Source organism: Desulfovibrio sp. SGI.133 (genome assembly GCF_050313955.1).
Lineage (GTDB): Bacteria > Desulfobacterota > Desulfovibrionia > Desulfovibrionales > Desulfovibrionaceae > Desulfovibrio.
This window is the reverse complement of record NZ_JBNPMK010000010.1, coordinates 14,975-30,657: the sequence shown is the minus strand read 5'-3', so window position 1 is coordinate 30,657 and position 15,683 is coordinate 14,975. Positions and strand designations below refer to the sequence as shown.

9 protein-coding genes are annotated in these 15,683 nt (G+C 65.7%); 3 read left to right on the top strand and 6 right to left on the bottom strand.

Features of this window, described 5'->3' with window-relative positions:
* Positions 1-3: 3 nt before the first annotated feature.
* From ACQRBR_RS11135 to ACQRBR_RS11120, 4 genes are read right to left on the bottom strand one after another with little or no spacing between them, the layout of a single operon-like run.
* Entirely contained in the window at positions 4-1,425 is a 1,422-nt protein-coding gene (locus ACQRBR_RS11135) for an oligosaccharide flippase family protein (protein WP_006007699.1), read from the bottom strand.
* Between the two features lie 3 nt (positions 1,426-1,428).
* Entirely contained in the window at positions 1,429-2,322 is an 894-nt protein-coding gene (locus ACQRBR_RS11130) for an HlyD family secretion protein (protein ID WP_303879554.1), read from the bottom strand.
* A complete protein-coding gene (locus ACQRBR_RS11125; RefSeq protein ID WP_303879559.1) occupies positions 2,322-3,785 on the bottom strand; it encodes a TolC family protein in 1,464 nt (487 codons plus the stop codon). The genes ACQRBR_RS11130 and ACQRBR_RS11125 overlap by 1 nt, the downstream gene beginning before the upstream one ends.
* A gap of 22 nt (positions 3,786-3,807) precedes the next feature.
* Positions 3,808-7,485, bottom strand: a complete 3,678-nt coding sequence (locus ACQRBR_RS11120; RefSeq protein WP_427812987.1) for an acyltransferase domain-containing protein — start codon at positions 7,483-7,485, stop codon at positions 3,808-3,810.
* A gap of 298 nt (positions 7,486-7,783) precedes the next feature.
* Between ACQRBR_RS11120 and ACQRBR_RS11115 the strand changes: the two genes are divergently transcribed.
* From ACQRBR_RS11115 to asnB, 3 genes are all read left to right on the top strand, one after another.
* Entirely contained in the window at positions 7,784-9,073 is a 1,290-nt protein-coding gene (locus ACQRBR_RS11115) for an aminotransferase class I/II-fold pyridoxal phosphate-dependent enzyme (RefSeq protein WP_204625782.1), read from the top strand.
* 78 nt (positions 9,074-9,151) lie between these two features.
* Entirely contained in the window at positions 9,152-10,405 is a 1,254-nt protein-coding gene (locus ACQRBR_RS11110) for a glycosyltransferase family 4 protein (RefSeq protein WP_427812986.1), read from the top strand.
* A 257-nt stretch (positions 10,406-10,662) separates the two neighbouring features.
* The gene (asnB, locus tag ACQRBR_RS11105; protein WP_427812985.1) at positions 10,663-12,564 is read left to right on the top strand and encodes an asparagine synthase (glutamine-hydrolyzing); all 1,902 of its coding nucleotides are present in this window, start codon (positions 10,663-10,665) and stop codon (positions 12,562-12,564) included.
* Between the two features lie 296 nt (positions 12,565-12,860).
* Here asnB and ACQRBR_RS11100 read toward each other — a convergent pair whose 3' ends face one another.
* Both ACQRBR_RS11100 and ACQRBR_RS11095 read right to left on the bottom strand, forming a co-directional pair.
* Positions 12,861-15,110, bottom strand: coding sequence for an inositol phosphate phosphatase SopB (locus ACQRBR_RS11100; RefSeq protein WP_427812984.1), 2,250 nt, complete (start codon positions 15,108-15,110; stop codon positions 12,861-12,863).
* A gap of 9 nt (positions 15,111-15,119) precedes the next feature.
* Positions 15,120-15,575 carry a type III secretion system chaperone gene (locus ACQRBR_RS11095; RefSeq protein WP_006007678.1) on the bottom strand — a complete coding sequence of 152 codons (456 nt, stop codon included), beginning with the start codon at positions 15,573-15,575 and terminating at the stop codon, positions 15,120-15,122.
* Positions 15,576-15,683: the final 108 nt, after the last annotated feature.

Here is a 15,683-nt window from a genome sequence, read left to right as displayed (position 1 = left end):
TGATCAGGCCTCCTGACGCTGCTCCTTCTCAAAAGCCGGCGGCGGGCGCCAGTACCAGAACAGCGCCAGCAGGGGCAGCAGGCCGGCCAGTTCCGCCACTTCGCGCGGCAGGGCCAGGATCATGCCCAGCGACCACCACAGGCCCACGGCCACGGCGATGGCGGCCAGCATCAGCAACCACTGCCCCAGGCTCATGGGACGGGCCACCCACTGGAAATAGCCCACAGTAAGGATGGCCACCCAGACCTTGGTGGCGGTCAGGGAAAGCGCGGCCCCTTCCAGCGGCATGGGCTCGATGATGGTCAGGCAGCAGACGATATTAACCACCAGACCGCTCAGATAGAAGAAGAGCAGCAGGGTATGCTTCCTCATGCCGATCATGGCATAGGCCGCCAGATTGTGCAGGAAGGCCGTGGCCAGACAGGGCGTCAGCAGGCGCTGTGCCGTGGCCGCCATCTCATAGCCCGGGCCGTAGATGGTGGGCAGGAAGCGGTCGCTCTCCACGCAGATCAGAAAGATCAGCGGCAGGGAAGCCGCCCAGAGGGAACGGGCCGTCTGCCCCGCCAGCTGACGGAACGCGGCCCTGTCCTGCGCCCAGTAACGGGCCAGCAAGGGGAAGATGACCTTGCCGAGCAGCGCGCTGGAGACCAGCACGGACAGGCCTTCCACGGTCTCCCAGGCCACGTTGTAGCCGCCCACGGCAGCGTCGCCGCCGTAGTTCTTGAGGAAGAACACATTGATCTTGTTGTAGAACATGGCGCAGGCGGCCATGATGGTGAAGATGAAGCCGCTCTTCATCTTCACGGCCAAATCGCGCACATTGTCGTAACCGAAGCCCACGAAGGGATTGCGGCCCAGGGCACGGAAAGCGAAGCCCGTGCAGAGGACGGATTCGATGAGCTTGTAGAGGGCAATGAAGATCAGGGGCGCTCCGGCCACCACGCAGACGATGCCGTAGCCTATGCCCAGCAGGGCCGAAGGCACGCGGATGCGCATCTCCACGTCCTGCCGCCCGCGGGCCTGGCAGAGCGCGAAGAAAGAGTCCGTCACCCCGTCGAGGCCGAAGCCTGTGGCGATGAACAGGACGATGAGCCGCAGCTCGAAGCTGTACCCCAGCCAGCCCGTCACGAACCAGGTGACGATCAGGGCCAGCATCATGAAACAGGTCTTGAGGCCCGTCACCTCGCCCAGCAGGGTACGGGGACGTTCCTCACGACGAGCGAAGGTGGACAGCAGAAAGTCGTTGAGCCCCACGTCCGAGACGGTCTTGACCAGATAACCGCAGGAAAGGGCCACGGCGATCTGGCCCAGCATCTCGGGGCTGCGCCGTGCCAGCAGGATAGTGAAGATGGTCCAGGAAAGGTCCCTGGTCCATTGGGCCCCCAGGATGTATCCCAGCTGGCGCGGCAGGCTTTTCAGCTTCATGGGCTACTCGGCAGCGCCAAAGCGCACCAGCGCCTTGAAGCCGGGCTTAAGCTCAAGCTGGCTGTTGGGCACGGTCAGTTCCACCGTGTAATACGAGGGCTGGGCCACGTCCATATTGGTGGAGATCCACGAAATCTCCGTGATGGTGGCCGCGAACACCTTATCGCCCAGCGAGGGAATCTCCACGCGGGCATGGCCGCCTTCCTTGATGCGGCCCAGGTCGCCTTCATAGACCGGCACCTGGATCAGCACGGGGTCCAGCTGGCCCACGGTCACGGGCGTGGCCTGGGCGGGCAGCAGCACATCGGGATTGAGGTTGGGCATGAGCTGCAGCACATAGCCGTCGATGGGCGAGGTCAGCACCAGCTGGTCCGGCAGCGTCTCGCCTTCCCGGATGGGCTGGCCGTAATAGCCTTCCAGTTCCTTCAGACGGGCCCGGAAGCTCTCTTCGTTCTTCTTGATGGAGATCTGGGTCAGCTCGATGCGGTGCTGCAGGGAGCGCACGCTCTCCTCCAGACGGCCCAGGGCCTGGCGCGAGCCCAGCCCGGAAGCGGCCAGCTGGCTGGCACGATTGCGTTCGGCGCGGGTCTGCACCAGTTCGCGTTCCAGATCAAGGATCTGGCCGCGCAGGCTCTCGGTGGCGGCACCGGTGGTCACTTCGCGCTGCAGCACGCGTTCGGCTTCGTCCTGCAGGTGATAGCGCACCAGCGGATCCCCGGCTTTGATGGCGTCCCCGGGACGGACCAGCACCTCGTCGATGACGGCATTGAAGGGCAGACGCACATCACGCGTCACGGTAGCCACCACCTTGCCGGTGGCGGTGGTCTCCACGGCCATGGCCGGGGCGGCCAGCAGCAGACAGGCCAGCAAGGCCCAGAAAACGGTCAGTCTTTTCATTATTTTTCAATCTCCGTGGCAGGAAGGCCCAGGAAGCGTTCCTGCAAGAGGTTGGCGACATACATCCATTCCAGATTGGCCAGCTTGAGTTCCAGTTCGGCCTCCACCAGCTTGATACGGCTCTGGACCATAGCCTCGTGGGCGGAACTCATGGCGGGCATATCGCCCAGACCGGTTTCGAAGGAGATGCTGGCTTCCTTGTAGCGCATCTCGGCCGTCTCGAAATGGACTTTGGCCAGGCGGCGGTTGGTCTCGGCCAGGGCCACGCGCTGTTCGCACTGCAACCAGGTGTTGGAGTAATCCGTGCGCTTGCGCGACAGCTCATGGAAGGCCTGGGCCTTCTTCATGCGGGCCGCCTGCACGCCGCGGTAACGGCGGTTCCAGTCAATGAGCGGGAAGTCGAAGGTCAGGCGCCAGAAGTAGTCTTCCTGGCCGTCAGCGGGCTGGTACTGACCGGCGGGCGGATTTTTGTCCACCCGGATGGTCATGTCGGGCACGTATTCGGCCCAGGCCAGCATGATGTTGTAATCGCCCAGACGAATCTGGGAACGCAGCAGCAAATTATCTTCCGTGACCAGCCAGCGGTCTTCCCAGCGATAATCCTTGCCGTTGAACCCACGCAGGATGTCGTTGGCGCTCTTGCTGTCGATGTTTAGGCGCTGCTGCGGCTCCACACCGGCCAGGATCTTGAGGCTGGTACGCTCCATGACCTCTTCCATGGTCATGCGTTCGCTGGTCAGCTCCACTTCACGCTCGTGCTGCTGGGCCAGATTGAGGGCCACGCCCTGACGGCCGTCAGCGGACTCCAGCTGCTCCCAGTAGCGGGTCGTTTCCTTGGCCAGGGGAGCGACTTCTTTCTGAATGCGCAGGATCTCGTTCTTGGCCTCCAGGCGCAGGTAGGCCTGGGCCACTTTGTAGATGGCCTCGCCCACGGCTTTGCGGTGCGTGGAGATGGCCAGGTTGACAAGTATCTTCTGGGCCTGGTGATTGAAATAAGACTCCAAGGGGTTCGGGAATGCCGCGTAGAAGCCGATGCGAGGCACCACCTTGCCGTAATTGCTGGGCACGTCGTCGCGGCCTTCATTGTAATAGGTCAGGGTATTGCCCACTTCCACGGTCATGCGGGGTTCGGGCAGATACTTCCAGACCGCATCGGTCAGGGCCAGGCGCTTGATCTCCAGCTCCACGGCGCTGTTGACCAGCAGGGGCGACTGCTGGATGGTCAGGAACACGCAATCCTCGAACGAGAATTTCTTGGCCGGGTCATAGAGGTTGGGGATCACGGCCTCGAGCTTGCTCTTGTTCTCCACCGGCACACCGGGCACGTCTTCCAGCCAGTGTTTGGCGGGCAGTTCCGGGGCATCCGACCCGGCTTTCTGCGAAGCACATCCCGAAAGCGCCATCCCGGCGCACAAGGCCGCCACAGCCAGTCCCTGTTTCCAGCGAACCCTTCTTTTCGTCATGGTCATTCCCTTGCGACAAATATTAGGCACCGGCGCCTTCCTGCGGCCGGACATCCTTTTCAAATTCCATCTGGTGCAATGTCAGCAGCACCCGGTCGTCCGCATCCACGACCTGGGCGTCATAACGCTGCAGACGTTCATCGTCCCAGCCGCGGCGCAACTGGATGCGCCAGGGCATCCGGGCACCGCACAGCAGCCCCGTGTCCGCGAAGCGGATGAAGCCTATGCCGCTCAGACGCCAGCCCTGCGGCCAAAGCAGACGTCCTCCGGCAAGTTCCGCCCCGGGAACGGTCTCTTCCATGATACGGCAGGCTGCCTGCAAAATGGCGTCCACAGCGGACAGCAAGCTACAATAGCCGGATTTGCCAGCCGGGGCAATGCCTTGCGCCATGCCGTCGAAGCGGCCCTGCCACAGGTCATCGCCCGCCGGAGCCAGCTCTTCCAGCAGGCGCCAGCCTCCCGCCATGCCGCAGCCCGCGTAGAAGTCTTCCAGAGGCAGATCAGGGCCGGTAACGGTCATCTCGCCGTCCCACAGGGGCGGCAGGCTCCCCGCGGCAGCGGCCAGGAAGACCATGCCCCGTGCCAGAGGCGAAAAATGGTTGATGCGCCGCAGATTGGGGGCCAGATCGCGGCTTTGCAGGCGCACATGGCACATGCGCGTCATCACGCCGTCCTGCAGCAGCCAAGACTGGGAACGGGCCGTGATGCGGCACTCCCGGGTCACGGCCTCGGGCAGGGGCAGGGGCGCCGCAAAGCGCAGATCGGAGAAGCCGGTGGGTTCCAGCCACGGCAGCTGCAAACGACCGCTCTCCAGCATGGTCTGGAGCAGTTCGCTCAGGGGCAGCCAGGGCCGGCCGTCCTGCGGCAGGGCACCATGCCCGGCAAGACGCGGATCGGCATAACGGGAGAACTGTGCGCAGGCGAGCATCTGGCGGGAAGAAGGCCGGGCGGCTTCTGGCCAGGGCATGGCCTCGTGCGCCACAGCGGCGGAAAAGACACGCGGGAAGAGCTCGGGCCGCTCCAGCCACTGCCAGTCACGGACAGGAGCATCGGCCGGGGCGCGCCGCCAGAGCACCCTGTCGGACGTCCCGTGCGTCAGGGCCCGGGCCAGCAGGTCACCCAGCTCGCGGGGGATGGGGAGCCGCCCTCCGTCGTCCACGCAGACCACCCGCCAGGGCAGACCCAGCTCACGGGCGGCCGCTTCACCGGCTTCCTGCCAGGGCGCGGCGTGGGCCGCATCACCGGCACGCAGCCAGCGCAGGGCATAGACATAGCGCACACCACAGGCTTTGGCCGAACGGCACAGCGCTTCCATCTCGTCAGCGGCCAGCGCCCTGTCCGCGGGCGCGCACAGCAGGATACCGTCCAGGCGCCCGCAGGCACGATGCACGGTCTCGGGCAGGGCCGTGAGGGCCGTCAGCGCGGGCAGGCCGTACAGGTGGCCGCCCAGCTGCTCCAGCGACAGACAGTCTTCCAGCGCGGCCTCAGGCAGGGCAAAGGTCATGCCCAGGGGGGCCAGCGACCCCAGCAGCTCGGCCAGAGGCAAAGCCTGGGCATCGGGCCCCCAGACAGCCAGCACGTCACCGGCGTGGGCCCCCATGCCCCGGGCGGCCGGATCGAGGACCAGAGGCAGCGGCTGCCCGTCTTCGTCGCAGCAGCCCAGATCGAAGCAGCACAGGGGCGGCAGATCTTCACCGGAGCCGTGCTGCGGCGCGCTCAGGGGAGCGACCTCTCCGGGCTCTCTCTCCGCCGGAGCAAGGCTGGCCAGCACGCGCAGCAGGTCGCCCACGGTGGCCACGTGCAGCAGAGCCTCGAAATCCACGCTGATGCCCAGTTCCTCCTCCACTTCCTGCACGATGAGCGGGAAGCGGCTGGAGCGCAGGGCCAGGTCATAGCGCAGATCCATCTCCGGCTTCAGGGACGCCGCCTCACGACCGCAGGCAGCGGCCAGGATCTCCAGTACCTTGCGGGCGGCCTCGGGCAGTTCGTCCTTGGCCGGAGCCGCGGCGCGCGCCGCCGGGGCGGCAGGGGCCTCTGCAGAGGCAGCCGGAGCGGGGGCCGCATCCATCCAGCGCTGCCGGTGCCGCGCCACGCCGTCATGCGTCAGGTGGCCAAGGGCATAGAGGCGCGCGCAGGTCTGGCGCATGCCTTCGGCTTCCTTGCCCTTGCGGCCGGCAGCCAGGCACAGGGCCTGCGGCTCGATATCGTTCACCAGACCGCACAGGGTATCCTGCGGGCCTACTTCCACGAAATGCCGGATGCCGTCGCGCTGCCACATGGCCTGCACGCATTCCACCCAGCGCACGGAATTCTCGTCCAGGTCGCCGATGTGCTCGCAGATGCCGGGCTGGTCGTCGGGATAGGGGCGCGTGGTGATGCAACTGAGCATGGGGATCTGCGGCGCCTGCATGGCCAGGGCATTGAGGCGGCGCAGGGACATGTCGCGCAGCACGCGCATGCTGGGATGGTGGAAGGCCAGGCTCACGTTGAGCATGATGGCCGGGATGCGGCGTTTGCGCAGGCTCTTGCGGGCCTCCAGCAGCACGTCGCGGGGGCCGCTGATGATGAACTGGCGCGGGGAGTTGTAATTGGAAACGTAGAGCTGGGGCCAGGTCTTGCGGGCCTCTTCGATGACCGAGGCCTCGGCGGGCACGGCCATCATGCCGGTCTCGCGGGTGGCGCGGGCCTCCAGTTCGGCCATGTGGGTGGAGCGGGTATCCAGGATGTACCAGGCCACTTCCGGTTCGTAGACGCCGGCCAGGCACAGGGCGATGAGCTCGCCCAGGCTGTGCCCGCAGATGAGGGAAGGCCGCAGTCCCAGCGAGGCCAGGTGGCTCCACTGGGCGTATTCCAGCAAAAAGAGGTAGGGCTGCTGCCAGCGGGTCAGACCGATCTTTTCCACATCGGTCTCGTCCAGAAGGGCCAGCACGTCCCAGTCGGCGGCGCGGGCGATGCGGTCCATGGCGGCCCGGGCCGCCGGGAAGTGGTCGTAGAGCTCGCGGCCCATGCCGGGCCAGACGGCCCCCTGGCCGCAGCACATGACGGCCAGCGGCGGCACGTCGCCCTGCGGATGCAACCAGATGCCCCGCTGCCCCATGGCTTCAAGGGCCGCGGCATCGGGACGGGCCCCGAGGGCCAGCAGTTCCTGGCGCCAGGCGGGCACCACGGAGCCTGCGTGCCAGATGCCCCCGCCGTGCGGCAGGTCGGCGAAGCGCACGCCGTCACAGGCGATCTCCCCTTCTCCGGGCTCACAGGACGGTGTGGGCATGTCGGGCATGCTCACCACGGCGGCTTCCGGCGCAGGGGCTTCCGGCACAGGAGCTTCCGCCGCTTCCCTGCGGGCCAGCAGCATGCCTTCCCAGGTGTCTTCGGGGCGGGGCTGGAGGAGCAGGACAGGACGGTCTCCACCGGCCAGCCGGGCCAGATCTCCGGGACCAGGGACAGCCGGAAGGGCCTCGGGCTCAAGGCCGGGCCAAAACGCGGCAGCCAGAGGACGGAGCATGTCGAGCGCGGCGGCCGTGGCCTGCTCGCTGCCGGCGGGACTGAGGACAAGACGGGGGGCCTTGCCCCGGAGCTGGGGCAGGCGGAAAGCTTCTTCGAGGAGCAGGCGGCAGGACTCGCCGCTGTCGGCGCCCTCGCGCCCGGCAAGGGGCCAAAGTTCGAGAGCCGCAGACGCTCCGCAAGATTCGGGTCGTTGCATCGTAAGGATACCGGGAATACCGCCACCGGCGGGTAAGGGACCCGGAGGGGTCCGGTATGTACAGCCCGCTGCCCAGGGGAGCCGCGGCCATTCTATCACAATGTTAAAAGCAAATTTTAGGCCATCTCAGGCCGCTTGTCCAGCCCGCGCCAACCGCAAGGCTTTCTCGCTTGCTTTGGTGGAACTCTTGGGATATGGTTAGCCGTTAAAAACAATTTTTACGGGCAGTTTGCCCGGAACGTTTACTGTACGTCACCTGTAACGTACGGTTTTTATACTATATCTGAGAGGATCCGGAATGAAAGAAAACCACTCCAGCCAGAACGCCCAGGAGAGCGGCACCAGCAGTTTCACACGGTTGCGCTCCAAACTGTCGTTTGAGCGCATGGTGGAAATGGGTGCCAAGATGGGCATGGAAAACCCGCTCTTCCTGTGCCACGAGCGGGCGGCTAAGGCCACCACGGTGATCAATGGCAAGGAGTACATCAACTTCTCCACCTACGACTATCTGGACCTCAATACCCATCCCGAGATCACTGAAGCCGTCACCGAAGCCGCCAAGGTCTTCGGGAGCTCCGCCGGCGCCAGCCGCCTGGTGGGCGGCGAACGTCCGCCCCATCGCCAGCTCGAACGCGCCCTGGCCGACTTCTACGGTGTCGAGGACTGCATCGCCTATGTGAGCGGCCATGCCACCAACGTCTCCACCCTGGGTTTCCTTTTCGGTCACCGCGACGCCATCTTCTATGACGGTCTTGCTCACAACTCCCTGATGCAGGGCGCCCGCCTTTCCGGCGCCGACCGCTACTCCTACGAGCACAATGACTGCGATGCCCTGGAGAAGATGCTCAAGGAACACCGCGGTAAGCACAAGCGCGCCTGCATCGTCACCGAAGGCCTGTTCAGCATGGACGGCAACATCCCCGACCTGCCGCGCATCATCGAGCTGAAGAAGAAGTACGACTGCATGCTGCTGGTGGACGAGGCCCACTCCTTCGGCGTGCTGGGTGCCACCGGCCGCGGCGTGCACGAATACTTCGGCATCGACGCCAACGAAGTGGACATGTGGATGAGCACCCTCAGCAAGGCCATGTGCGGTTGCGGCGGCTTCATCGCCGGTCGCAAGGAGCTGGTGGAATACCTCAAGTACGGTTCCCCGGGCTTCGTCTTCAGCGTGGGCATGCCTCCCATCGTGGCCGCTGCCTGCCACAAGGCCCTGGAACTCATGCAGCGTGAGCCCGAACGCGTGCACAAGCTGCAGAAGATCTCCCAGTTCTTCCTCAACTACGCCCAGGAAAAGGGCCTGGATACCGGCGCCGCCCAGGGCTACGCCATCGTGCCCATCATGGTGGGCGACTCCATGGTCAGCGGCTTCCTGGCCACCCGCCTCTTTGCCCGCGGCATCTATGTGATGCCCATCACCTTCCCCGCCGTGAAGGAAGGCGCCGCCCGCCTGCGCTTCTTCCTTTCCGCCTCCCACACGGAAGAGCAGATCCGCAAGACCATCGACACCGTGGTCGAAGAGATCCCCGTGGCCCGGGAGATCGTGGAGAAATTCCGCCGCGAGCACCAGGACGAACAGAACGCCTAGTCTGTCGCACAGCACGAGGCCGGGCACCCTGCCCGGCCTTTTTTTTCTTCCCCAACATCCTGCCCATCCGAGGTCCCTATGCTGTCCCCCCGTATGGCCTATGTGCTGCTCTGGTTCCCCCTCTCTTCCGAGACCTTCGTCTTCCGTGAGATCCAGCAGCTGGTCCAGCGCGGCATGGATATCCGCGTCTATACCATGTACGGCGAGAAGCTGCACGGTTGCAGCGACGAGATGAAGAATTACGCCGGGCCCATCAAACGCTTCGGCTCCGTGGCGACCCTGCGCCTGCTCAAGGCCTTCTGGCGCGCCTGGAAACGCGACCGCGAGACCGTCAAGACCCTGATGCGCCGCGGCCTGTTCCGCAAGATGCGCAATCTGGAAGCCTATGCCGAGAACCTCTGGTGTTTCCTGGCCGGCTTCCTGCTGGCCGAAGAGGCCCAGCGTGACGGCATCGAGCTTTTGCACTCCTCCTGGGGCAACGGGCCCGCCACCGCCGTCTGGGTGGCCTCGCGTCTGTCGGGCATCCCCTTCGCCTTCACCGGCCGCGCGGGCGACATCTACCCGCAGGACGGCATCCTGGCCGAAAAATCGCGCGACGCCATCTTCATCCGTACCAACAACATGGCCAACAAGCCCTGGCTCCAGAGCTTCTGCCCCGCCGGACAGAAGGACAAGGTGCACGTCATCTACAACGGCCTGACCCTGGGCCGCCGCGTGGATTGCCGCGCCCCCTTCCAGAAGCCCTACCGCCTGCTGGCCATCGGCCGCTTTGCCCGCACCAAGGGCTTTCCCGAGCTGCTCACGGCCATGGCCCGTCTGCGTGACGACGGCTTCCCCGTGCGCCTGACCCTGGTGGGCGACGGCAACTGGAAGCGCAAGCTGGTGGAGATGCGCAAGCGCCTGCATCTGGAAGATCTGGTGGACATGCCGGGCTTCGTGCCCAATGACCGCATCCGTACCTTCATGGAAGAGCACGACATGCTGGTGGTGCCCAGCGTGGTGCACACCAACGGCGACCGCGACGGCATCCCCAACGTCATCATGGAGGCCCTTTCCTGCGGCATGCCCGTGGTGGCCACCGATGTCTGCGGCGTGGGCGAGGTCATCCGCAACGGCGAGACCGGCTACCTCATCCCCCAGCGCGACCCCGCCGCCCTGGCCGATGCCATCCGCCGCATGCTCTCCGACCGCGAGGCGGCCCTGCGCATGGCCCAGACCGGGCGCGAACTCGTCTTCCGCATGTTCGATACCGAGACCAATATCGCGGCCCTGCAGGATCTCTACTGCCGGCAGTACACGCAGTGGCGCACCACGCACGGCCCCAACGTTTAGGAAAAGTCCACCGGGGAGGGAGGCCCCTTCCGCACGGAAGGCTGGCCCCTTCCCCGTTTCCCTTCTCCCCGTGCACGTTTCGTGAACGGTGCCCTGCGGCGGCCCTGTCGCGCGTCCCCTCCGGCAGCGCCCCCTGCCGGGAACACAAACAATTCTCCTTTCCCCGCTCCGTGACGGTCTTCCGCCGGAGCCCCTTCCCCGACACCTGCAACCGGCGGCCGGCGGCCTGAACCTCCGGTACGCCCTGTGGATATGCCATGTGCGGAATAGCCGGTATCTGCCGTCTTGACGGCCAGCCCCTGAACGAGGACGCCCGGGCCCATGTCCGGGCCATGACCGACGTCATCACCTACCGCGGCCCCGACGGCAGCGGCATCTGGCAGGAAGGCCCCGTCAGCCTGGGGCACCGCCGCCTGTCCATCATCGACCTTTCCGGCGGCAGCCAGCCCATGCAGGATGTGGACGGCGAGCTCTGCATCGTCTTCAACGGCGAGATCTACAACTTTGCCGAACTCCGGCAGGAGCTGCTGCAGGCGGGCGCCCGCTTCCACAGCAGCCACTCCGATACGGAGGTCATCCTCCAGGCCTACCGCGTCTGGGGCACGGACTGCCTCCAGCGCTTCGACGGCATGTTCGCCTTCGCCCTCTGGGATGCCCCCCGCCGCCGTCTGTTCTGCGCCCGTGACCGCTTCGGCAAAAAGCCCTTCTTCTACACCCTGCAGCAGGGCAGCCTGTTCTTCGGCTCGGAGCTCAACTGCCTGGCCGCCGTGCCGGGGCTTGAGCTCACCCTCGATCCGCAGGCCGTCATGCGCTACCTGGCCTACGAATACGTGCCCACCCCGGACACCATGTACCGCGAGGCCAAGAGCCTGCCGCCCTCGCACTGGCTGCTGGTGGAGGACGGACGCCTGAGCATCTGCCGCTACTGGGACCTGCCCCCGGCCGATGAGGATGACCGCCGCTCCGAGGCCGACATCTGCGCCGACGTGCACGAGCTGCTCACCCGCGCCGTGGGCCGCCGCATGGTCAGCGACGTGCCCCTGGGGGTCTTTCTCTCCGGCGGCATCGACTCGTCCATCGTGGCCGGTCTCATGGCCCGCCAGTCTTCCACGCCCATCAAGACCTTTTCCATCGGCTTCACCGAGGCCAGCTACGACGAGAGCCGCTACGCCCGCGTGGTGGCCCAGCGCTGGAACACCGACCATCACGAGCGTGTGCTCTCGGCCGAGGACTGCGCCGAGCATCTGCCCAACATCATCAGCCGCATGGACGTGCCCATGGCCGACGCCTCGGTGGCGCCCACCTGGCTGCTCTCTGGCGTGACCCGCGAAAAAGTCACCGTGGCCCTGGGCGGCGACGGTGCCGATGAACTCTGGGCCGGGTACGAGCACTACATCGCTTTCAAGATCGCCGAATGGTACAACGCCATCCCCGGCATCGTGCGCCGCGGCGTCATCGAGCCCCTGACCCGGCTCCTGCCCGCCTCGGCCGGATACATCAATCCCCGTCTGGCGGTGGAGACCTTCTTGCGCGGCGCCCACGCCCCGGCCTGGGAACGGGTGCAGACCCTGCTCACCTCCTTCACGCCCGAGATGCAGGCCGAACTGCTGGCCCGGCCCGATCACGACTTTCTGCGCCGCGAGAACCTCTTCGCGCCCACGCGGGAGCAGTTCGAGCACTGGCCCGCCGGCCCCTCGCCCCTGGCACGGGCCTTCCACGTCTATGCCCGCCAGTTCATGCTGGACGACATCCTGGTCAAGGTGGACCGCTGCTCCATGCTCCACTCGCTGGAAGTGCGCGCGCCTTTCCTGGACAAGGATTTTGCCGAATATGTGGCCCGCCTGCCCATCCGGCACAAACTGCACGGTTTCCAGCGCAAATACCTGCTCAAGAAGGCCTTCACCGACGTGCTGCCGCCCGAGATCCTGCACCGCAACAAGCGCGGCTTCCAGATCCCCGTGGCGGCCTGGTTGCGCGGGCGCATGCGGCCGCTCATGGAAGAGCTTTTCGCTCCCGAGCGCCTGCGTGCCCAGGGCCTGTTCCGGCCCGAGGCCGTGCGCTCCCTGGTGGACGCCCACTGCTCCGGCAAGGCCGACCTGCGCAAGCCGCTCTGGACGTTGCTCGTGCTCCAGCTCTGGCTGCGCGCCCGGGGGATGTAACGGATAAAAAAAGAGGCCCGGTACGGCTGGCAGCCTTCCGGGATGGACGAGGGGGCGGGGGAACTTTTCCTGGCGGAAAAAAGTTCCCCCGCCCCCTCGCGCTCCCCCACCCCTTCAAAACCGCTCATACGGGTTGGGAAAAAAGACAAGGGCGTACTACAGGCCCGGGAAGACGCCTCCCATGGGTTGGCGCTATTCGGGACGGACAGCAAACGACAGGGGCAGGCCGAGGCCCGCCCCTGGGTAAGGATCTGAAGAAAGGATGCGTGGAGGATCAGCCTGGTCGTGCTGACGCCTTATGCCTTCACATAGCTGCTGAGGCCCCGGTGGATCTCCCTGGCCTCGTCCGTGAACAGGGCATCGAGACCGGCCACGCCCTTGGTCTTGAAGCCCGCCAGACCGGTGTTCAAACGCTGCATCTCCAGATTGCCGCCGTTGAGGGCCACCTGCTGGAAGATCTGCTGGTCCATGTGGCTGCGCGGGATCTCAAAGGACGGCAGCAGGCCGCCGTTCTCGTGCATCTGCAGGGCCAGGGTCTTGCAGGCCACGTCCATCTGTCCGGTGCGGTCCTTGCCGCTCTTGCAGTTGAACAGCGGCATCATGCCCATGATGTGTCCCAGCATGGCCAGACGCGCAGGCAGGCGATAGGGGTCGGCCCCGCTCATCCTGTAGCCTCCGGCGGCCCAGAGGGCGTGGATCTCGTAGCGCAGGGCCTGTATGTTCTGCCTGTCCCGGGCGGAGATGTCCGACCGCGCAAGATAGGTCTCCACCATCCCGCCGAGCATGTCGTCCCCGAAAAGCTGGGCCATGGCTTCCCTGTTGTACCGGTCGGACGTGCCCCAGCCGCCGATCAGGCCCTGGAGCCCGCCCTGCGCGCCGGTGTTCACGCCGAAATTGAAGGTGAGCACCTGCGGCCTGACCTTGACCGCCCTTTCCTGCCCGTCAGGCAGGACCACCTTCACCGTGCAGGTGCCGTCAGGCCCGCAGGCATCCTTCCACGAAGCGCATTGTTCGGCCAGATAGGTCTTTTCCGACGTGCCGAAGATCTCGCGCGGCACATCGGGCGTGACCAGACTGGTGGAGAGCAAAGGCAGGTCGATGACGGCATCGGGGTTCACCGCCAGCCTGCGCTGGACATCCGCCAGCTTCGGGGAGCTTTGCAGGGCCGCCGTGAAGATCTCCGTGGCGCGGGTGGCGTTGGCCGTCCTTCTGGCCGCGGGATTCTTGATGGAATAGGCGCTGTTGATACCGTGCCGCAGGCCCCGGAACAGGGTGTTGCCGCCCACGGCGATCTCCGTGCGGGCCAGGTTCAGGGCATGGTTGGGCTGGCCCCTGTCCTCGCAGGAGACACCATTGATGCCGTGCCGGGCCATGCTCCGGCCGATGGGGCCGGGCTGTGCGCCCGCACCGATATGGCAGGCGGGCGTGATGATGGACGTGGCCGTCACTCCCGCGCCCCCGCGTCCCAGATATTGCAGATCGCGCCGGATGACACCCCAGCCCTGTTCGTTGAGCACCTGGATATGGGCTTCCTTGATCTCCTTGGCCAGCTTCCCCGCCGACAGGTCGGGCAGCAGCCGGTGCAGTTCCTTGCCCAGATCCCCGGGGAGCTCATTGAAGGACTTCATCACCGCATCGGGGACGCGTTCCCCGTCGGCCAGGCCACGCAGCTCGGGCGGATCGGTCATCTTGTCCTGCATGGCCGCCATCAGCCTGCTGAGATCCCGGGCCCGTTCCGCAAGGCGCATGCCCTTGTCCGAAGCGGGATCCAGGGTACCCAGCTCCACACCCGTCCGGCGCACATGCTCCCCTATGACCCGTTCGTAGGCGGCATAGGTCTGCTGAAAGGCAAGGCGCACGTTCCCGGCCGTGAAGGGGCTCTGCTCCTTCTGGGCGGCCATGATGTCCCGCTTGGTATCCAGCTGTGCCTTGAGCCCTTCCAGACAATGGAGCACCCCGGCCACGCCCTCCGCGCCTGCGGGCAGGCTTGCCTGGAAGGTGTCCAGATCCCTGCGCATGGCGTCCACCGCCCAGGAGACCGAGGCAAGCTCCCGCTCGCCCTCCGCAACGGACTGCTGCCCCCAGAAATCGTTCCCCACCAGGCGCACGCCCTGGCTCACCAGGCTGATGAAATAGTCGGGATCCACACCGGCCCGGCCCAGCTCCGCCATAAGCTCCGGCCGGAGGGCCCGCCGCCCCGTGGCCACCATGCCGCGCCCCAGGCAGGACAGGTTGCGCTCCGCCGCCGCATCCAGGAGCCTGGACAGGTTACCGCCGGTGAAGGCCTTGCCCTCCAGGGACTTCTTGCCGATGTACTGGTTGAACAAACGTGTGCCCTCGGCCTTGCCGCAATAGGCGCAGACGCTGTCGCGCACGCGCTCGGCCGCGGCCCTGTTCCCGGCCTTTTCCTGACTGCGTTGCGACCACTGCCAGAAACGGGCCTTGGCGGTCGTCGTCTGGAGCTTGTCCGTGCCCTGGTCGAGGCGGACGAAGCTGCCCTGGGCCTGACTCAGGTGGCGCAGGCTGGCTATGGAATCGATAGGCATGGCTCCCTCCTAGACCTTCACATAAAAGGGCTGCTCGCTCTCCATCACGGTGTCGCCCAGGGTCGCGCAGCGCTGCGTCCAGAAGTCCAGCGACAGGGCGAAGGATTGCAGGAAGGCATCCAGTTTGTCCGCCGTGGCCTGCTCGGGCAGCCACATCTGCTGCAACAGCACGGTGTCGCTCTCCGGGGCCAGGGTGATGGTGGCGCCCTGGGTATCCTGCCACATGAGGTTGGCGGTGAGCAGGGCCCGCAGTTCCCGCAGGGCCACTTCCTCATCTTCGGAAAGCGTACCTATGCTGCCGAAGGCAATGAACGTGCCCTGCCCTTCATCGAAACGCAGATGCACCACATGATCGTCGGCCGAAGCCAGGGCGCAATAATTGGCGTCATCGAGCTGCAAAGGCTCGATCTCCTGCTGACGGGAAAATTCTTCCAGAAGCGTGTTGGCGGTCTCGCGGCTTATCATGATGCCTCCTTCCGTGCAGAGGTCTAAAGAAGTTCAGGGGATATTTTCGGCCTGTCCCTGATGTTGGCGGTACTGCCGACAGCGTTGGCAACAGAACAGGTTACACCA